Genomic DNA, 17,529 nt, shown 5'->3' on the forward strand with positions numbered 1-17,529 from the left:
GTGTGGACCGGGGGCGTCGGAAGCCGTGCGTCAGGCGAAGATCAGAGCTTCGTCACGTTGGCGGCCTGGAGGCCCTTGGGGCCGTCCTGGGTCTCGAACTCGACGCGGTCGTTCTCCTGGAGCTCCTTGAAGCCGTTGCCCTGGATGGCGGAGAAGTGCACGAACACGTCCGCGGAGTTGTCCTCGGGGGCGATGAAGCCGTAGCCCTTCTCAGCGTTGAACCACTTGACAGTACCGACAGCCATGATGGTGTCCTTTCGATGTGCCCCCGCGGTGCGGTGGCGGTGTTGGACCGCGGCCCGGATGTGGGACGCGGGTGAAGCGGCGAGACTGAACCGCTTGCCCAACACTCATCGACGCCGGCGATGCCGGGCTGACGAGCAGTGAAGATGGCGGGATACAGCTTGATCAACTTCAGGCTCCATCATTGCACGGATCTCGCCGACCGGGAACCAGGGGCCCGATTGTTCACCTGGAGTTCGCTCAGAGCGCGCGCAGGCCGTGGAAGAGGTTGCGGTGCAGGGCGGCCGGGGGAGCGGCGTCCGTGTGATCCGCGAAGGCCGTCACCTCCAGCAGCACCACCGTGTGGTCGCCCGCCGGGACCTCGGCGTGCACTCGCGTCTCGAGCCAGAGCGAGGAGCCCCCGATCAGCAGGGCGTCATGCGGGCTGCGGTGCACGTCCAGACCGGCGAAGCGGTCGCCCTCGCGGGAGGCCAGCTGACGGCACAGCGGCGTCTGGTCCGCCGCGAGCAGGGAGACGCCGATCGCCCCGGCCCGGCGCAGGCGCGGCCAGGTGCGGGAGCTGTTCTGTGCGGAGAAGGACACGAGGGCCGGCTCCCAGGAGATGCCCACGCCGAAGGACGAGGACACCATCACCTCGGGGACGCCGTCGGCGAGGCCTGCCAGCGCGACGACCCCGGTGGGGAAGGCCGAGAGGCCGGAGCGGAGGTTGCCGAGGGACAGGTCGGTGTCCCACGTGGCGGTGTGGGGTTCGTGGGTCAGGGTCATGGCGCGCGTCCTCTTCCGATGACTGGCGCGGCTCCGCAGAAGGCGGGAACGCGGATCGCCCGGATCCGCGGAGGCGCGGTACTTGCCCGTCGGGGTGTCCGAGGGGCCGAATCATCACCTGGAGCACCCCACTACTGCGTGAGAGGGTTGCCGTCCCGCCGGCCAGGGCCGTGAATGACGGGAACTCGTGATTCTGGGGATCAGCATACGGAGGGGTCCGTGGGGTGGTCAAAGCGCGGCGGTCGCGCGGCGTCATCCGAGCTGCCCGATGTGATGCTTGACACACCGCGCATCGCCAGCCAGGATCAAGCCACTCGAGAGGGGGGCTCGAGACCGCAGCCCGCGGCCCCGCAATCGGTTCTCTGAGAGGGATCGGATCATGCGGATGGACATCGAGAAGAAGCGTGCGGCATTGTCGGCCGCCGTGGTCGTCGCGGCTCTCCTCGGTATCGCCATCTCGGGATGCTCCGCTTCCCCGGGCAGCGTCTCCTCCACCGCGAAGGCATCCACCGCTGCGGCGTCCTCCGTCACCGTGACGTCAGCGGCCCCCTCGGCAACCCGGTCGGCCTCCGCCACCGGTTCGTCCGCGTCGTCACCCGCCGGTGAAGAAGCACTCCCCGCCGCGCTGTTCGAGGAGGACGGGATGACGTTGGTCGAGTACACGCGCCGGCATCCGGATGCGGGCCATCTCGACCCGGAGAAGGAGTCCGTCCTGGAGGAGGCGGTCGGGACGGGCACACAGCAGATCACCGTGGACGCCCAACAGGGTGCGGTCCTTCGGGTCATCGTGCTGTGTCCTTCGGATGCCACCGGTGAGACGGAGATCCTGACCTCACGGGGTGGCGGGGGAACGAAGACCTGGATGGCCGGATCGGAGGCGCTGTGCGGCGGCTGGTCGGCGGCGACTCCCCCCGTGGATGAGGCGGGGCCGATGACGTTCACCGCCACGGTGGACAACGACAAGCCGTTCCGGATGGTGCTGACCGCACCCTCCGCATGAGGCCGCCATCACGACGGCGGATGACGGATCGGGGAGGACTGAGACGCTCAGCGTCGGTCGCGGCCCCGCAGCGCGTCCAGCTGTCGGCGGTCCCGCTTGGTGGGCCGGCCCGCGCCGCGCTCGCGGTACGGCACCGCGAGCAGCTCACGCGGCACGGGCGGCGGGGAGTGGTCCACGTACTGCTGCCGGGCCACGGGGGCGCCCACCCGCTTGGCGATCAGCCCCGTGACCTCGAGGATCCGCTCACCTCCGTCCTGGCGCACCCGCACCCGGTTCCCGACGACGACGGGCGTCGCCGCCTTCACGGGCTCGCCGTCGATGCGCACGTGGCCTGCGCGCACGGCCGCCGTGGCCGCGGACCGGGTCTTGTACAGCCGCACGGCCCACAGCCACGCGTCGATGCGGACGCCGCTCACGCCCGCCCCCTCACGCGAAGCGGGCGCGGATCGCGGCGCCGTGCGCGGGCAGGCGCTCGTCCTCGGCCAGCACGCCGATCCCGTCCGCGACCTCCTCGAGCCCGGTCTCCGTGTAGCGGATGCGCTGCTGCAGGCGCAGGAACGTCACCGTGTTCAGACCGGAGGAGTGCCGGGCCGTCCCCGAGGTGGGGAGCACATGGTTGGACCCGGCCGAGTAGTCGCCCAGCGGCACGGGGGCGTGCGGGCCCACGAACACGGCGCCGGCGTTGCGGATGCGCCCCACGAGGGCCTCGGGGTCGCGCGTCTGGATCTCGAGGTGTTCGGTGGCGTAGCGGTCGGAGACCTCCACGGCCTGGTCCATGTCCCGCACCAGCAGCACGCCGGACTGGGGGCCGGTGAGGGCCTCGCGGATCTGGTCCTCGTGGAACGCCCCGGGCACCTGCGCCTCGATCGCCGCCAGCACGTCCCGGAGCAGGTCCTCGGAGTCCGTGATGAGCACGGAGGCGGCCAGCGGGTCGTGCTCGGACTGGCTGATCAGGTCCGCGGCCACCCAGTCGGCGCGGGCGGTGCCGTCCGCGATCACGGCGATCTCGCTCGGCCCGGCCTCGGCGTCCACGCCGATCACGCCCTGCAGGGCGCGCTTCGCGGCGGCCACGTACACGTTGCCGGGCCCCGTCACCAGGTCGACGGGCGCGCAGAGCCACCCGCCGTCGTCGTCCTGGACGCCGTGCGCCAGCATGGCCACGGCCTGGGCGCCGCCGGCCGCGTAGACCTCGTCCACGCCGAGCAGCGCGCACGCGGCGAGCACGGTGGGGTGGGGCAGGCCGCCGTGGTCCCGCTGCGGGGGCGAGGTCACCGCGAGGCTCCCCACGCCGGCCGCCTGCGCGGGCACCACGTTCATCACCACCGAGGAGGGGTACACGGCGCGGCCGCCGGGCACGTACAGGCCCACGCGGCCCACGGGGATCCAGTGGTTCTCCACGACGGCGCCCTCGCCGAGCTCGACCGTGGAGTCCTGGGGGTGCTGGGCGTCGTGCACGAGCCGGGCCCGGTGGATCGACTCCTCCAGGGCGGCGCGCACCCGCGGGTCGAGCCCGGCCAGGGCGGCCTCGAGCGCCTCCGCGGGCACGCGCAGGGCCGGCGGACGGACACCGTCGAACCGCTCGGCCAGCTCCAGCAGGGTCTGCTCGCCGCCGTGGCGGACCCGCTCGATGATCGGGGCGACCACCGGCACCACGGAGGACACGTCCACGTTCGCCCGCGGGATGATGCGGGACAGGTCCGCGGTGGCGGTGTCGAGTGGGCGCAGGTCGGTGACGGAGAGCACGGATTCCTCCAGAGGGGCGGCGGCGGGCCGGCGGGACGGGGCGCGACGACGGCCGGGCCCGGACCGCGCGGACGGTCAGGCTCCATTGTGCTCTTCTCCGGGGTGCGTCCGGGGGCGGGTGTCAGACTGTCGTCATGGTCCTCCCCGTCCTGCCCGCCCTCGCGACCCCGCCCCTGCTGACCGCCCTGGACCGCCTCCTGGCGGGCGAGACCGTGCCGTCCGGGGTGGAGGGGGACATCCAGGACGGGGCGGCCGCCACCACGCGGGCCTTCGGCGTGGAATGGGGGACGCTGCTGACCGTGCTGATGGCGTTCGCCATCGGCGCGGCGGTCGTGTACCTGGCCCTGCAGGTGGCACGCGTCGTGCTCGTGCGCCGCCCCGCGTTCCAGCACGGCGCCGCCCGGCTGAGCCTGCCGGCCGCCGTCGCCGCCGGCCTGCTGGCCTCCCGGATCTGGCTCGGGGTCATGGCCGAGGAGCAGACCTGGTACCGGCCGGCGTCGTTCCTGATGCTCATCGCCGTGGCCGCGGCGGGCGCGTGGGCCGCGTGGCGCCTGGTCGGCGTGATCGAGGCGGGGATCCTCGGCCGCTACCAGGAGACCCGCGTCGAGCACCGCCGCGAGCGACGCATCCGCACGCAGACCATCCTGATCCGGCGCATCCTCAACGCGGTGATCGTGGTGGTGGCCGTCGCCGTGGTCCTGCTGGGGGTGCCCGAGGTGCGCTCGCTCGGGGCCGGCCTGCTCGCCTCCGCCGGTGTGATCTCGGTGATCGCCGGCCTGGCCGTGCAGTCCACGCTGACCAACGTGTTCGCCGGCTTCCAGCTCGCCTTCACGGACGCGATCCGGGTGGGCGACGTGGTGGACATGGAGGGCGTGTTCGGCACCGTCGAGGAGATCACCCTGTCCAACGTGGTGCTCAAGCTCTGGGACGGCCGCCGCATGGTCTACCCGTCCTCGCACTTCACCACCCAGCCGTTCGAGAACTGGACGCGGGTGGGCGCCGAGGTCTCCGGCGTCGTGGAGCTGGACGTGGACTGGCGCGTGCCCATGGATGCGCTGCGCGCACGACTCACCCAGCTGCTCGAGTCCACGGACCTGTGGGACGGGCGCGAGCACGCGCTGCAGGTGACCGACGCGACCGGCGGCGTCGTGCGCATCCGCGCCGTGGTCTCCGCCCGCAACTCCGGCGACCTCTGGGACCTGCGCTGCCTCGTGCGCGAGGACCTCGTGGCCTTCCTGCGCCACGAGCACCCCGAGGGCATCGTGGTGCAGCGCATGGTGGACCGGCACCCCGCCCACGACGACGCGGCGCCCGCCTCCGAGGGCTCCGACGCGGCGGCCCGCGGTGGCGACCGGACGGGCGAGCCGGGCCCGGACGGCTCCGGGGTGGCGGCCCGCGAGCCGCGCCCGCGCACCGCGCCGCTGCCGCGCGTCGACGGCGCCGATCCGCGCCCGGACACCCTCACCACACCGCTGACCCGCGTGGGCGACCACTCCGGCCTGTACACCGGCTCGATGACGGCGGTGCAGCGCAACCGCGAACTCGCCGGCCCGGGCGAGGAGGCGTTCGCCGAGCGGCGCGCGCAGCAGGCCAAGCAGGCGGCGGAGGCCGCGGCGGCGGACGAGGCCGGGCGGCGCAGCGGCACCGGCTCCCAGGCGGCCGGCCCCCTCGACGACGCCGTCACGCGCCGCCGTCAGGACGACGAGGACTGAGGCCCGGCGGGAGCGCTCAGCGCTCGAGCGTCGGGTCCCCGGGATCGACGGGCGTGAGCCGACGCCGCTCGGCCATCGGCTCGGACGCGGGCAGGCCGTGGGTGCCCGGGTCCGTCTCGGCGACGTGGCTCACGGCCTCGGGCGTGTGGTCCCCGTACTGCCGGTACTCCTTCACGCACAGCACCGGCTGATCGATCTCCTGCAGCAGCTCGTCCGAGACCGATCCCATGACGAACCTGCCGAAGCCGCCGCGGCGGCGCACGCCGATGACCACGATGGACGGGTCCAGCTCCGCGGCCACGTCCTTCATCTCCTCCACCGTGGACCGGCCACGCGCGTACTGACGGAACTCGGCCGTCACGCCGGATGCGTCCAACCGGGCCTGCACGCCGCGCTGCTGCTCCTCCGTGACGAGGGACTTGGTGCGGTGCTCGCCGCCGGGGCCCGCATTGACCACCACCACGTGCTCGCCGGTGGAGCGGGCGATGTCCAGGGCAGTGTCCAGAGCGGCGTCCGCGGCCTTCGAGGGGGCGTAGCCGACGAGGATGGTCATGGGGTGCCTCCGCGGGGTCGAGGGGACGGGTCTGAGGTCAGCGTAGTGCGGACCGGGCCCGCGGCGGAGGGGCTCAGCCCTCGCGCAGGTGGCGCAGGTGCGCGGCCACCGTCTGGACGGCCACGCGGGCCACGGTGCCGGTGAGGCCGGGGTAGATGCGCGGGGCCAGGTCCTCGGGTGTGATCGTCGCCGCCTCGGTCTCGGGCAGCGCGGCCAGGGCGGCGCGGATCTGCTCCAGGCGGCCCTCGCGGTGGTGCCGGTAGTCGCGGGCGACGACGTCCAGCGGCTCCGGCACGGGCCCGTGCGCAGGCAGCACCGTGAGCGGGCCCGCCGCCTCGAGGCGGCGCAGGCTGGCCAGGTAATCGGTGAGGGTGCCGTCCGGGTGGTCGAGCATGGTGGTGCCCGAGCCGAGGATGGTGTCGCCCGTGATGACCGCGCCGTGCGCGCCCGCGTCCGGGACGGCGAACGAGTAGGAGTCCGAGGTGTGGCCCGGGGTGTGCCACGCCAGCACCGGGGTGCCGGCGACGTCGATCCGTTCGTCCGGCGTCAGGACGGCGGCCCCGCCGCGGCACCAGTCCGGGTCCGCGGCGCGCACGGGGGCGCCCGTGGCCGCGTGGAACGCGTCCACCCCGCCGGTGTGGTCGGCGTGCCGGTGCGTCACCAGGATGAGCGCGATCCGGCGCCCCTCGGCCGCCGCACGGACGCGCTCGAGGTGGGCGGCGACGTCGTCCTCCGGGCCCGGGTCCACCACGACGGCCGCATCCGAGTCCGGTGCGGCGACCACGTACGTGTTGGTGCCCGCGAGGGTCATCGGGGAGGGGTTCTGGGCGGTCACGCAGCGCACCAGCGGGGCGGGCGTGGGGCCGGGTGTGGCGGTGGTCGTCGTCATAGGCTCGAGTGTATGGAGAACCAGCAGACCGGCCAGGCCGCGGACCGCGGCACCATCGACACGCGCGAGGGACTCACGGGCAACTACGTGCAGTCCGGGGCGGAGTTCACGCGGGACACGAACTACATCGCGGACCGGATCGTGGCGGACCCGGAGGCCGTGCGGGCCCTGCCCGTGGCCGAGCCGTCCACGGTCGGCCGCGTGGGCGGCGGGCTCACCGAGGGGGCCGAGGCGTGGCCCGTCGAGGCGGGCCGCTACCGGCTCGTGGCGGCGCGGGCGTGCCCGTGGGCGAACCGGACGATCATCGTGCGGCGCCTGCTCGGCCTGGAGGACGCGATCTCGCTGGGCACCCCGGGGCCGACCCACGACGAGCGCTCCTGGACCTTCGACCTCGACGAGGGCGGGAAGGACCCCGTGCTCGGCACCGAGCGGATCCAGGAGAACTACTTCACGCGGTTCCCCGACTACCCGCGGGGCATCACGGTGCCGGCGATCGTGGACGTGCCGACGGGCGGCGTCGTGACCAACGACTACCCGCAGATCACCCTCGACCTCTCGACGGAGTGGACCGCGTTCCACCGCGACGGCGCCCCGCAGCTGATCCCCGACGCCGGGCCGGAGCGGGACGAGATGTTCGAGGTGATCGAGCGCGTGTTCACCGAGGTGAACAACGGCGTGTACCGGTGTGGCTTCGCGGGCTCGCAGGAGGCGTACGACGCTGCGTACGAGCGGCTGTGGACCGCGATGGACTGGCTCGAGGAGCGCCTGACGACGCGCCGCTTCCTGATGGGGGAGCGGATCACCGAGGCCGACGTGCGGCTGTTCACCACGCTGGTGCGGTTCGACCCCGTGTACCACGGGCACTTCAAGTGCAACCGGAACAGGTTGACCGAGATGCCGGCGCTGTGGGGCTACGCGCGCGACCTGTTCCAGACCCCGGGCTTCGGCGACACGATCGACTTCGCGCAGATCAAGGAGCACTACTACGTGGTGCACGAGGACATCAACCCGACGGGCATCGTGTCCGCGGGCCCGGAGCTGGCGAGCTGGCTGAGCGAGCACGGGCGTGAGGCGTTCGGCGGGGACCCGTGGGGTGGCGGCACCGCGCCCGGGCCCGTGCGCGAGGGCGAGCGCGTGGACCCGGAGCACACGCCGCTGCGGTGAGGCCGCTCGGCCCGGCTCGCAACGCGGGTTGAGTTATCGCGGGTCCGGGGCTCGGACACCCGCGATAACTCAACCCGCGTTGGGGTGTGCGGCGCGGGTGGGCGCCAGGAGGACGCGCCGAGGATTGTTGAACAATCCCCCCTCATGCCTCAAGATTGTGTGACCGGCACCTCAGCCGGGCCCGATCCGAGAGGACTGCACTGTGTCTCACGCGCCGCAGATCGACCTGAACTCCGACGTCGGCGAGTCCTTCGGCTCGTGGACGATGGGGGACGACGCCGCCATCATGCCCTCCGTCTCCTCCGCCAACGTCGCGTGCGGCTTCCACGCGGGCGATCCCTCGGGGATCGCCCAGACCTGCCGTGACGCGGTCGCCGCCGGCGTCACGATCGGCGCGCACGTGGGCTACCGCGACCTCGCCGGCTTCGGCCGCCGCTTCCTGGACTGCACGCCCACCGAGCTGGCCGACGACGTCCTCTACCAGATCGGCGCCCTCGACGCGCTCGCCCGCGCGGCCGGCGGCCAGGTCCGCTACGTGAAGCCGCACGGCGCCCTCTACAACACGATCGTCCGTCACGAGGCGCACGCCCAGGCCGTCGTCGACGGCGTCAAGGCGTTCGGCTCCGACCTCCCGCTGCTGCTCCTGCCCGGCTCCGTCGCCCTGGACAAGGCGGCCGCCGCGGGGCTGCGCGGCGTCGCCGAGGCCTTCGCGGACCGCGGCTACAACCCGGACGGCACGCTCGTCTCCCGCCGCGAGCCCGGCGCGGTCCTCCACGACGAGGACGACGTCGCCGCCCGCATGGTGCGCCTGGCCACCGAGGGCGTCGTCGCGGCGGTGGACGGCACGGACGTGCGCGTCGACGCCGAGAGCATCTGCCTGCACGGCGACACGCCCGGCGCCGTGGCCATGGCCGCGGCCGTGCGCCGCGCGCTCGAGGGCGCGGGCGTGGCCATCAAGGCCTTCGCATGAGCGCCCCACATCACCCCGCCGCCGAGCCGCCGGCCCGCCCGATCCGCTGGGTCGGCACCCAGGGCTTCCTCGTCGAGTGCGCCTCGCTCGAGGACGTCATGGCCGTCCACGCCCACCTCACGGCCCACCCGGAACACGGCCAGCGCCAGGTCATGGCCGCCGCCGCGACCGTCCTGGTGACCTTCACCTCGCAGGCCGCCGCCGAGCACGCCGCACCGCGGGTCAGCACTCTCACCCCCGACGCCGGTGAGGTGACGGGGGGTCGGATCGTCGAGATCCCCGTGGTCTACGACGGCGAAGACCTCGCCGAGGTCGGCCGGCTCACCGGGCTCGGCGTCGACGGCGTCATCCGGGCCCACAGCGAGGCCGACTGGTTCGCCGCGTTCGGCGGCTTCGCGCCGGGGTTCATGTACTGCGCCTCCGAAGCGGCCCCGTTCGAGGCGCCCCGCCGCAGCTCGCCCCGCACGGCCGTCCCCGCGGGCGCCGTCGCCGTCGCCGGGGCCTTCTCCGCCGTCTACCCGCGCACCTCGCCCGGCGGCTGGCAGCTGCTCGGGCACACCACCGCGGCCCTGTGGGACCTCGGCCGCGAGCAGCCCGCCCTGCTGCAGCCCGGCGACCGTGTCCGCTACGTCCCCGTGCGCCCGACGGCGTCCGTCACCTCCGGCACGGACGCGGCGGTCGACGCCACCCCGCCCGCCGACGCCGCGGCCGGCCTCCCGTCCGTGGCCGGCCGCCGCGGCGTCACCGTCGTGGACCCGGGGCTCCTGACCCTGGTCCAGGACCTGGGCCGCCCGGGCCTGGGCGACCTCGGCGTCGTCGCGTCCGGCGCGGCCGATCGGGACGCGGCACGCCAGGCGAACCGGCTCGTGGGCAACCGCTCACGCGAGGCGGTGCTGGAGACCGTCCTGGGCGGCCTCACCCTCACCGCGCACGGCCACCAGGTGATGGCCCTGGCCGGCGCCGAGGCCGGCGGGACGATCACCGCGGCCGACGGCGCCACGCGCCGGGTGCCCGCCCGCGCGCCGTTCGTCGTGCTGGACGGCCAGACGCTGACGGTGGACGAGCCGGTCGGCGGCCTGCGCGTGTACGTGGGCCTCCGGGGCGGGATCGACGTGCCGCCCGTGCTCGGCAGCCGCTCGACCGACACCCTGTCCGGGCTCGGCCCCGCCCCGCTGACGGCGGGGGACCGCCTCGCCCGCCGCGTCGGCCCGGATGCGAGGGGCGCCGCCGGCGCCTCCGCCGCGAGCCCGACCGCCGCCGGCGCCCCCGCCTCGGCGGAGGCCGGCGTCGTGATGGTGGGGGACCCGGAGACCTCGCTGCGCCCCATGCCCGCGCCCGGCCAGGTGGCCGTGCTGCGCGTGGTCCCCGGCCCCCGCGACGACTGGTTCGGCGAGGCGGGCCTGGAGCGCCTGTTCACGCAGGACTGGGACGTGAGCCAGCAGACCGACCGGATCGGGGTGCGCCTCACGGCCCCCGACGACGGCGCGCCGCTCGAGCGCGTGCGGGAGGGCGAGCTGAAGTCCGAGGGCGCCGTGCGCGGCGCGCTGCAGGTGCCGCCCTCGGGTGAGCCCGTCCTGTTCCTCTCCGACCATCCGGTCACCGGCGGCTACCCGGTGATCGGCGTCGTGGCCCGCGCGGACCTCAGCCTGGCGGCCCAGCTGCCGCCGGGCGCCCGCGTCCGCTTCGTCCCCCATCCCCGCCCCGGCGCCGAGACCGTCGTCGACTCCGCATCGCCCTCCGAGGAGACCCCCGCATGACCACCACCCCCGCCGCCCGCCCCGTCACGCGGGTGCTCATCGCCAACCGCGGCGAGATCGCTGTGCGCGTGGCCCGCGCCGCCCGCGACCACGGCATCGCCTCGATCGCCGTCTACTCGGATCCGGACGCCGACGCCCTGCACGTGGCCGTCGCGGACGAGGCCTTCCACCTGCCGGGCGCGTCCTCGGCGGACACCTACCTGAAGATCGACGCGGTCCTCGACGCCGCCCGCCGCGCCGGCGCCGACGCCGTGCACCCGGGCTACGGCTTCCTCTCCGAGAACGCCGACTTCGCGCAGGCCGTGATCGACGCCGGGATGACCTGGATCGGCCCGTCGCCGGACGCCATCCGCGCCCTCGGCGACAAGATCACCGCCCGCTCCCTCGCCCAGCAGGCGGGCGCCCCGCTCGTGCCGGGCTCGGACGGCCCCGTGCCGGACGCCGCCGCCGCGCGCGCGTTCGCCGAGGAGCACGGCCTGCCGATCGCCATCAAGGCGGCCTTCGGCGGCGGCGGCCGCGGCATCCGCGTGGTGCGTGAGCTCGGCGACGTCGAGGACGCGTTCGAGGCGACCGTCCGCGAGGCCGTGGCCGCGTTCGGCCGCGGCGAGTGCTTCGTGGAGCGCTTCCTGGACCGCCCCCGCCACGTGGAGGCCCAGGTCCTCGCCGACGAGCACGGCCACGTGGCCGTGCTCGGCACCCGCGACTGCTCCCTGCAGCGCCGCAACCAGAAGCTCGTGGAGGAGGCCCCGGCGCCGTTCCTCACGGACGAGCAGCGCGAGCGCATCCACACCTCCGCCCGCGAGATCTGCCGCGCCGCCGGGTACACCGGGGCCGGCACGGTCGAGTACCTCGTGGCCCCGGACGGCCTCATCAGCTTCCTGGAGGTCAACACCCGCCTGCAGGTGGAGCACCCCGTGACCGAGGAGGTCTTCGGCGTGGACCTGGTGCGCGAGCAGTTCCGCATCGCCGCCGGCGAGCCGCTGAGCATCCCCGAGGACCCGACCCCGCGCGGCCACGCCCTCGAGTTCCGACTCAACGCCGAGGACCCGGCGTACGGCTTCCTGCCCGTGCCCGGCCCGATCGACGCGTTCGAGGCCCCCACCGGCCCCGGGGTCCGCATGGACTCGGGCGTCCGCACCGGCTCCGTGGTGCCGGGGGAGTACGACTCCCTGCTCGCCAAGCTCATCGTGTGGGGCGAGGACCGCGCCCAGGCCGTCGCCCGCGCCCGCGACGCCCTGGCCGAGCTGCGCATCGACGGCGTGCCCACCGTGGTGCCGTTCCACCGCGCCGTGCTCGAGCAGGACGCCTTCACCTCGGGGGACCGCCTCGGCGTCTACACCACGTGGATCGAGTCCGAGTTCGCCGAGCCGCTGGCCGAGTCCCCCTACCTGGGCGCCGAGGTTCCCGCGGGCGGCCGCACCTCCGTCACCGTGGAGCTGGACGGCCGCGCCGTGCGCCTGGGCCTGCCCGCGGATCTCTACGCGGCCCTCCTCGGCGGCGGCGGTGCGGGTGCCGCGGCCCCGGCTGACGCCGCGGGCGCCGGGAAGCCCGACGACGACGGCGCCGTGGCCTCGCCGGTCACCGGCACCCTGGCCTCGTGGAAGGTCGAGGACGGCGCCGAGGTGGCCGAGGGTGACACGGTCGCGATCGTCGAGGCGATGAAGATGGAGACGCCGATCCGTGCCCCGCGTGCGGGCCGGATCCAGCTCCTCGTGGCCGAGACCCCGGCCTCGGTGACGCGCGGCCAGGCGATCGCCCGGCTGGGGGCGTGAGGGTGCCGACGCGCGACGGTGTCACCGGGGACGACCTCGCGCCCGGCGCCGGTGACGGGGAGTCCGCCCCGGCGCCGGCTCCCGTGGCCGCGGCCGCGCAGCTGCGGCAGCGGATCGCGGCGGCCGGGCTCGTGCCGGGGGAGCGGCTGGGGGAGGTGGCGCTGGCCGCCGAGCTCCAGGTCAGTCGCAACAGCCTGCGCGAGGCGTTCACCATGCTGGCCTCGGAGGGCCTCGTGGAGCGCCGGCCGCACCGCGGGGTGTTCGTGGCGGCGCCGGGTCCGGAGGACGTGCGCGGGCTGTACCGCACGCGTCGGGTGATCCAGCTCGGCGCCCTCGAGCACGGCGAGCTCACCCCCGGCGCGGCGCGCCACCTGCGCTGTGCCCAGGACCTGCTCTCCGGTGGCCCGGACACCCCCGCGCGGGTCCTGGGCGACGCCAACCATCGCGTCCACGTCGGCATCGTGGACCTTGCCGGCGCCCCCGAGCTCACGCGGCTCATGGCGTCGGTGCAGGCCCGCGTGCGCCTGGCGTTCCATCCCATGGACGAGCAGACGCGCCTGCACGTGCAGTTCGCGGACCGCAACCGGTGGATCGTGGAGCGGCTGCTGGCCGGCGACCTCCCCGCGGTGCACGCCATGTTCGGCGACTACCTGGACGAGGCGGAGCAGTTCGTCCTGGCGCACCTCGCCGCCGTGGGGGACTGACCGCCTCCCCGGGCCCCGACGGTCACGGGACCTGGAACATCCGGTCCGGCAGGTCCGTGATGAGCATGTGCCCGGGCGCGTGCGTGATGGCCAGCGGCGGGCGGGACTCCATGATCGCCGCCTGCGGCGTCACCCCGCACGCCCAGAACACGGGCAGGTGGCCCTGCGGGACCTCGACGGCGTCGCCGAAGTCCGGTGCCGACAGGTCCGTGATCCCGAGGCCGGCCGGGTCGCCCACGTGCACGGGCGCGCCGTGCACCGCGGGGTAGCGGGAGGTGATGCGCACGGCGTCGGCCACGCGGTCGGCGGGGAGGGGGCGCATCGAGACCACGAGCGGGCCCGAGAGGCGGCCCGCCGAGGCGCAGCGCCGCGTGGTGCGGTACATCGGCACGTTCACGCCGGCGTCCTGGTGGGCCATCCGGATGCCCTCGGCCACCAGGGCGGACTCGAAGGTGAACGAGCAGCCGATCACGAACGTCACGAGGTCGTCCCGCCACACGTCGAGCAGATCCGTGGGGCGGTCCGTCTCGACGCCGTCGCGGTACACCACGTACTGCGGCACGTCCGTGCGGACGTCGCCGTCCAGTGCGGGGCCGTTGACCTCGCCGGCCTCGAACACGCCGAGCAGCGGCAGGGCCTGGGGGTTGCGCTGGGCGAAGAGCAGGACGTCGTAGGCGTGGTCCTGCGGGATCGAGACGAGGTTCGCCTGCGCGTAGCCGTCGGCGATCCCCGACGTCGGCCGCACGAGCCCCGCGCGGAAGCGCTCGCGGGCCTGCGCGGGGGTCGTGGCGCCGTCCAGCGGCGGCAGCGGCGTCGTCGTGGTCATCTCAGGCACCGGTGATCATCTCGACCATGGGGATGAACCCGCGCACCGCGATGAACACGGAGACGATCCACGCGAGCGCGCCGATCACGAGCAGCCACCCGGGGTAGCGGTAGCCGTGCAGCAGGTCGCGGCGGCGCCAGGCCACGTACAGGAGGGCGGCGAAGCCGACCGGCAGGATCATGCCGTTGAACGCGCCGGCGAACACGAGCAGCGTCTGCGGTGCCTGGCGCAGCGCCAGGTAGAGGGCGGTGCAGACCACGATGAAGGCGACCGTCAGCAGGTTGCGGGTGCGGGCGCTGGTGGTGGAGCGGGTGACGAAGCTGATCGAGGTGTACGACGCACCGATCACGGAGGTGACGGCGGCGGCCCACAGGACGATGCCGAACATGCGCAGGCCGATGTCGCCGGCGGCGGCCTGGAAGGCGGAGGCGGCCAGGTTGTCCTTGGACAGCACCGCCCCCGAGGCGACGACGCCGAGGATCGCCAGGAACAGGAGGGCGCGCATCAGGCCGGTCACGAGGATCGAGGCCACGGAGCTGCGGGTGATGTCCTGGACGTCGTCCACGCCCTTCACTCCGGAGTCGATCATGCGGTGGGCGCCCGCGTAGGTGATGTAGCCGCCGATGGTGCCGCCCACGAGGGTGACGATCACGAAGAAGTCGACCTCCTCCGGCATCACGGACTGGCGCAGGGCCTCGCCCACGGGCGGGGCGGAGGTGATGGCCACGTACAGCATCAGCAGGATCATGACGGCGCCGAGCGCCACCACGATCCGGTCCAGGGCCACACCGGCGCGCTTGGAGAGGAAGATCAGCAGCGCGATGAGCGCGGAGACGGCGCCGCCGATCAGGGGGTCGACGCCGAGCATGGCGTTCGCGCCGAGGCCGGTGCCGGCGATGTTGCCGATGTTGAAGACCATGCCGCCGAGGAACACGAGCGCGGCGAGGACCCAGCCGAGGCCGGGCAGGACGCTGTTCGCCAGCTCCTGGGCGCGCATGCCGGAGACGCCGATGACGCGCCACACGTTCATCTGGACGGCGATGTCGATGAGGATCGAGACCAGGATGGCGAACGCGAACGCGGTACCCATCTGGACGGTGAACGTGGCGGTCTGCGTGATGAAGCCGGGGCCGATGGCCGAGGTGGCCATGAGGAACATGGCGCCGAGCAGGGCGGTGCGCCGGGTGGCGCTCGCGGCACGGGAGTCGGTCTTCGGTGCGGTGCCCGAGGGGGTCGAGCCGTCCGGTCCGGCGTGGGGGATGTCTGCGTGGGACACGGTGGTCACCTTCGTCGAGGGCGCCAGGCGAGGTGACGGGCGTCACGAGGCGCTGGGGAGACGGTAGCTGTTGTTGAACAATCCTGGCAACAGGAAGAGCGAGTGTCGTGGCACCCCGTCCGAAGGAACGCCTCACCTGCCTGGCGCGCCCCGCCCCGCGCCGCGACCATGGAGACATGTCGCACACGTCTGAACAGTCCTCGCCCCTGGCCGATCAGCTCCCGCCGGGCGGTCCCGACGAGCCGCACGCCTCCGGCGGCGTGCATGCCCGCCTCAACTGGCTCCGCGCGGGTGTGCTCGGCGCCAACGACGGCATCGTGTCCGTCGCCGCCACCGTCGTCGGTGTCGCCGGCGCGACGACGGCGCTCACCCCGATCCTGCTGGCCGGCGCCGCCGCCGTGGTCGGCGGCGCCTTCTCCATGGCGCTGGGCGAGTACGTGTCCGTCTCCTCGTCCTCCGACTCGCAGAAGTCGCTGATCGCCAAGGAGCGCCGTGAGCTCGAGGAGGATCCCGAGGGCGAGCTGGAGGAGCTCGTGCAGCTCTACGAGGCGGACGGCCTGAGCCGGGCCACGGCCGAGGCCGCCGCGCGGGAGCTCACCGAGAAGGACGCGCTCGCCGCGCATCTGCGCATGGAGCTGGGCATGGCGGAGGAGGACGTCGTCAGCCCGTGGGCCGCCGCCGGAGCGTCCTTCCTCGCGTTCCTCGTGGGCGCGCTGCTGCCCTTCCTGACGGTCGTCCTGGCGCCGGTGGGCCTCCGCGTCCCGTTCACGTTCGGCGTCACCCTCCTGGCCCTCGCCGTCACCGGCTGGGTCGGGGCCCGGCTCGGCGACGCGCCCGCGCTGCGGGCGGCCGTGCGCGTCGTCCTCGGCGGCGCCCTGGCGCTCGGCCTGACCTTCGCGGTGGGCTCGCTGCTGGGGGCGTCGGTCGCCTGATCCGCGCCGGAGGGGTGGGCCGGCCCGGCGCCCGTGGCCGCGCCGAGCCGTGGCCAGCGGAGCGGCCCCGGGGGCCGAGGACCGTGCGCATACCACAGGCGCCCCCCGTCGAGTTGAAGCGACGCCCACGGTTCGCGTAAGGTGGGACGGCGCACGCCGCGTTGTTCTCGTCGTTCCATCGGTCAGGTGACCGGGCGGACGGCGGGTCGGAAAAGCAACGCGCTCCCGCAGACCGGATCCCGGGACGTCCTCAGGGCGGACCGGGGCTCACCGTCCACACCAGCGATCCCATAAGGAACTTCGGTTGGCTCTCACCCAGCCTGGTCCCCCTTTTCGAGAAGTCGCAGTAAGAGTGCGGTGTCCACACCCGGGGCGGGGCTCACAACAGGTGTCCGCGGACAGGTCCGCGGCTCGCCGCCATGCGGGTTCCGCCCGTCCTTTTACTACTACTTGCCACGAGGAGTGATCATGGCAGCTCACTGCCAGGTAACCGGGGCTGGGCCGGGATTCGGCCACAGCATCTCCCACTCGCACCGTCGCACCAAGCGCCGGTTCGACCCGAACATCCAGAAGAAGACCTACTGGGTCCCCTCCCTGCGCCGCAACGTCACGCTGACGCTGTCCGCCAAGGGCATCAAGACCATCGACGTGCGCGGGATCGACGCCGTCGTGGCGGACCTGATCGCGAAGGGAGTGAAGCTCTGACATGGCCAAGGACAAGGACGTTCGTCCGATCATCAAGCTGAAGTCCACCGCCGGCACCGGGTTCACCTACGTGACCCGCAAGAACCGCCGGAACAACCCGGACCGCATCACCCTGAAGAAGTACGACCCGGTGGTCCGCAAGCACGTCGACTTCCGAGAGGAGCGCTGAGATGGCCAAGAAGTCCAAGATCGCCAAGAACGAGCAGCGCAAGGCCATCGTGGCCCGTTACGCCGAGAAGCGTCTCGAGCTGCGCAAGACCCTCGTGGACCCGAACGCGTCGGATGAGGCCCGCGAGGCCGCCCGCCTGGGCCTGCAGAAGCTGCCCCGCGACGCCTCCCCGGTCCGCGTGCGCAACCGCGACGCCATCGACGGTCGCCCCCGCGGCACCTTCCAGCGCTTCGGCATCTCCCGCGTGCGCTTCCGCGACATGGCGCACCGTGGCGAGCTGCCCGGCGTGACCAAGTCCTCCTGGTGACCTGAGGCCCGGTCTCCGGGCGCTCGGCACCACCGCGACGGC

The 17,529-nt window shown here is 73.8% G+C and carries 19 protein-coding genes and 1 riboswitch; of the genes, 11 read left to right on the forward strand and 8 right to left on the reverse strand.

Going from position 1 to position 17,529, the window contains the following annotated elements; translation table 11 throughout:
- Positions 1–41: 41 nt before the first annotated feature.
- Both ABIB16_RS03825 and ABIB16_RS03830 read right to left on the reverse strand, forming a co-directional pair.
- Entirely contained in the window at positions 42–245 is a 204-nt protein-coding gene (locus ABIB16_RS03825) for a cold-shock protein (RefSeq protein WP_010080175.1), read from the reverse strand.
- Between the two features lie 238 nt (positions 246–483).
- Positions 484–1,008, reverse strand: a complete 525-nt coding sequence (locus tag ABIB16_RS03830; protein WP_020628180.1) for a flavin reductase family protein — start codon at positions 1,006–1,008, stop codon at positions 484–486.
- A 73-nt stretch (positions 1,009–1,081) separates the two neighbouring features.
- Positions 1,082–1,201, reverse strand: a riboswitch (SAM riboswitch).
- A 192-nt stretch (positions 1,202–1,393) separates the two neighbouring features.
- Between ABIB16_RS03830 and ABIB16_RS03835 the strand changes: the two genes are divergently transcribed.
- On the forward strand, positions 1,394–2,008 hold the full coding sequence (locus ABIB16_RS03835) for a hypothetical protein (protein WP_354436058.1): 615 nt from the start codon (positions 1,394–1,396) through the stop codon (positions 2,006–2,008).
- Positions 2,009–2,055: 47 nt separating this feature from the next.
- Here the strand turns inward: ABIB16_RS03835 and ABIB16_RS03840 are convergent, their stop codons facing one another.
- Both ABIB16_RS03840 and hisD read right to left on the reverse strand, forming a co-directional pair.
- A complete protein-coding gene (locus ABIB16_RS03840; protein WP_095347005.1) occupies positions 2,056–2,424 on the reverse strand; it encodes an RNA-binding S4 domain-containing protein in 369 nt (122 codons plus the stop codon).
- A 10-nt stretch (positions 2,425–2,434) separates the two neighbouring features.
- Positions 2,435–3,751 (reverse strand): histidinol dehydrogenase, encoded by a 1,317-nt coding sequence (hisD, locus tag ABIB16_RS03845; RefSeq protein WP_354436059.1) that lies wholly within the window; start codon positions 3,749–3,751, stop codon positions 2,435–2,437.
- A gap of 134 nt (positions 3,752–3,885) precedes the next feature.
- On the opposite strand from hisD, the gene ABIB16_RS03850 reads away from it, so the two are divergent.
- Positions 3,886–5,463, forward strand: a complete 1,578-nt coding sequence (locus ABIB16_RS03850; RefSeq protein ID WP_354436060.1) for a mechanosensitive ion channel family protein — start codon at positions 3,886–3,888, stop codon at positions 5,461–5,463.
- Between the two features lie 16 nt (positions 5,464–5,479).
- Here the strand turns inward: ABIB16_RS03850 and ABIB16_RS03855 are convergent, their stop codons facing one another.
- Both ABIB16_RS03855 and ABIB16_RS03860 read right to left on the reverse strand, forming a co-directional pair.
- Positions 5,480–6,016: a universal stress protein gene (locus tag ABIB16_RS03855; protein WP_020628186.1), complete on the reverse strand. Its 537-nt coding sequence runs from the start codon at positions 6,014–6,016 to the stop codon at positions 5,480–5,482.
- 73 nt (positions 6,017–6,089) lie between these two features.
- Positions 6,090–6,905, reverse strand: coding sequence for an MBL fold metallo-hydrolase (locus tag ABIB16_RS03860; protein WP_101967503.1), 816 nt, complete (start codon positions 6,903–6,905; stop codon positions 6,090–6,092).
- Positions 6,906–6,917: 12 nt separating this feature from the next.
- Between ABIB16_RS03860 and ABIB16_RS03865 the strand changes: the two genes are divergently transcribed.
- The 5 genes from ABIB16_RS03865 (at position 6,918) to ABIB16_RS03885 (ending at position 13,272) form a co-directional block, all read left to right on the forward strand.
- Complete coding sequence (locus ABIB16_RS03865) at positions 6,918–8,069, forward strand: glutathione S-transferase family protein (protein ID WP_101967504.1); 1,152 nt, start codon at positions 6,918–6,920, stop codon at positions 8,067–8,069.
- A 202-nt stretch (positions 8,070–8,271) separates the two neighbouring features.
- The gene (locus tag ABIB16_RS03870; RefSeq protein WP_036338774.1) at positions 8,272–9,039 is read left to right on the forward strand and encodes a LamB/YcsF family protein; all 768 of its coding nucleotides are present in this window, start codon (positions 8,272–8,274) and stop codon (positions 9,037–9,039) included.
- On the forward strand, positions 9,036–10,796 hold the full coding sequence (locus ABIB16_RS03875; RefSeq protein WP_354436061.1) for a 5-oxoprolinase subunit B/C family protein: 1,761 nt from the start codon (positions 9,036–9,038) through the stop codon (positions 10,794–10,796). The genes ABIB16_RS03870 and ABIB16_RS03875 overlap by 4 nt, the downstream gene beginning before the upstream one ends.
- Positions 10,793–12,568: an acetyl/propionyl/methylcrotonyl-CoA carboxylase subunit alpha gene (locus tag ABIB16_RS03880; RefSeq protein WP_237069043.1), complete on the forward strand. Its 1,776-nt coding sequence runs from the start codon at positions 10,793–10,795 to the stop codon at positions 12,566–12,568. Before ABIB16_RS03875 ends, ABIB16_RS03880 begins: the two co-directional genes overlap by 4 nt.
- The gene (locus ABIB16_RS03885; RefSeq protein WP_123244345.1) at positions 12,565–13,272 is read left to right on the forward strand and encodes a GntR family transcriptional regulator; all 708 of its coding nucleotides are present in this window, start codon (positions 12,565–12,567) and stop codon (positions 13,270–13,272) included. The genes ABIB16_RS03880 and ABIB16_RS03885 overlap by 4 nt, the downstream gene beginning before the upstream one ends.
- A gap of 22 nt (positions 13,273–13,294) precedes the next feature.
- On the opposite strand, the gene ABIB16_RS03890 is transcribed toward ABIB16_RS03885, so the two are convergent.
- Both ABIB16_RS03890 and ABIB16_RS03895 read right to left on the reverse strand, forming a co-directional pair.
- Complete coding sequence (locus tag ABIB16_RS03890; RefSeq protein ID WP_036339768.1) at positions 13,295–14,107, reverse strand: putative hydro-lyase; 813 nt, start codon at positions 14,105–14,107, stop codon at positions 13,295–13,297.
- The gene (locus ABIB16_RS03895) at positions 14,100–15,383 is read right to left on the reverse strand and encodes an NRAMP family divalent metal transporter (RefSeq protein ID WP_354436062.1); all 1,284 of its coding nucleotides are present in this window, start codon (positions 15,381–15,383) and stop codon (positions 14,100–14,102) included. Before ABIB16_RS03895 ends, ABIB16_RS03890 begins: the two co-directional genes overlap by 8 nt.
- 167 nt (positions 15,384–15,550) lie before the next feature.
- Between ABIB16_RS03895 and ABIB16_RS03900 the strand changes: the two genes are divergently transcribed.
- From ABIB16_RS03900 to rpsN, 4 genes are all read left to right on the forward strand, one after another.
- Complete coding sequence (locus tag ABIB16_RS03900) at positions 15,551–16,306, forward strand: VIT1/CCC1 transporter family protein (RefSeq protein WP_129866955.1); 756 nt, start codon at positions 15,551–15,553, stop codon at positions 16,304–16,306.
- A 468-nt stretch (positions 16,307–16,774) separates the two neighbouring features.
- Positions 16,775–17,011: a 50S ribosomal protein L28 gene (gene rpmB / locus ABIB16_RS03905; protein ID WP_002858335.1), complete on the forward strand. Its 237-nt coding sequence runs from the start codon at positions 16,775–16,777 to the stop codon at positions 17,009–17,011.
- A 1-nt stretch (position 17,012) separates the two neighbouring features.
- Positions 17,013–17,180, forward strand: coding sequence for a 50S ribosomal protein L33 (gene rpmG / locus ABIB16_RS03910; protein ID WP_002858336.1), 168 nt, complete (start codon positions 17,013–17,015; stop codon positions 17,178–17,180).
- Between the two features lies 1 nt (position 17,181).
- The gene (gene rpsN / locus ABIB16_RS03915) at positions 17,182–17,487 is read left to right on the forward strand and encodes a 30S ribosomal protein S14 (protein ID WP_002858338.1); all 306 of its coding nucleotides are present in this window, start codon (positions 17,182–17,184) and stop codon (positions 17,485–17,487) included.
- Positions 17,488–17,529 lie beyond the last annotated feature (42 nt).

The sequence above is a fragment of the Micrococcus sp. UYEF5 genome, from assembly GCF_040546065.1.
GTDB classification, from domain to species: Bacteria; Actinomycetota; Actinomycetes; order Actinomycetales; family Micrococcaceae; genus Micrococcus; species Micrococcus luteus.

Excerpts from the sequence above, each read along its gene's own strand:
- ABIB16_RS03850 (WP_354436060.1), top strand. The coding sequence starts at position 3,886 with ATGGTCCTCCCCGTCCTGCCCGCCCTCGCGACCCCGCCCCTGCTGACC.
- ABIB16_RS03830 (WP_020628180.1), bottom strand. The coding sequence starts at position 1,008 with ATGACCCTGACCCACGAACCCCACACCGCCACGTGGGACACCGACCTG.
- rpsN (WP_002858338.1), top strand. The coding sequence starts at position 17,182 with ATGGCCAAGAAGTCCAAGATCGCCAAGAACGAGCAGCGCAAGGCCATC.
- ABIB16_RS03900 (WP_129866955.1), top strand. The coding sequence starts at position 15,551 with ATGTCGCACACGTCTGAACAGTCCTCGCCCCTGGCCGATCAGCTCCCG.
- ABIB16_RS03860 (WP_101967503.1), bottom strand. The coding sequence starts at position 6,905 with ATGACGACGACCACCGCCACACCCGGCCCCACGCCCGCCCCGCTGGTG.
- ABIB16_RS03835 (WP_354436058.1), top strand. The coding sequence starts at position 1,394 with ATGGACATCGAGAAGAAGCGTGCGGCATTGTCGGCCGCCGTGGTCGTC.
- rpmB (WP_002858335.1), top strand. The coding sequence starts at position 16,775 with ATGGCAGCTCACTGCCAGGTAACCGGGGCTGGGCCGGGATTCGGCCAC.
- ABIB16_RS03875 (WP_354436061.1), top strand. The coding sequence starts at position 9,036 with ATGAGCGCCCCACATCACCCCGCCGCCGAGCCGCCGGCCCGCCCGATC.
- ABIB16_RS03880 (WP_237069043.1), top strand. The coding sequence starts at position 10,793 with ATGACCACCACCCCCGCCGCCCGCCCCGTCACGCGGGTGCTCATCGCC.
- ABIB16_RS03855 (WP_020628186.1), bottom strand. The coding sequence starts at position 6,016 with ATGACCATCCTCGTCGGCTACGCCCCCTCGAAGGCCGCGGACGCCGCT.
- rpmG (WP_002858336.1), top strand. The coding sequence starts at position 17,013 with ATGGCCAAGGACAAGGACGTTCGTCCGATCATCAAGCTGAAGTCCACC.
- ABIB16_RS03865 (WP_101967504.1), top strand. The coding sequence starts at position 6,918 with ATGGAGAACCAGCAGACCGGCCAGGCCGCGGACCGCGGCACCATCGAC.
- ABIB16_RS03825 (WP_010080175.1), bottom strand. The coding sequence starts at position 245 with ATGGCTGTCGGTACTGTCAAGTGGTTCAACGCTGAGAAGGGCTACGGC.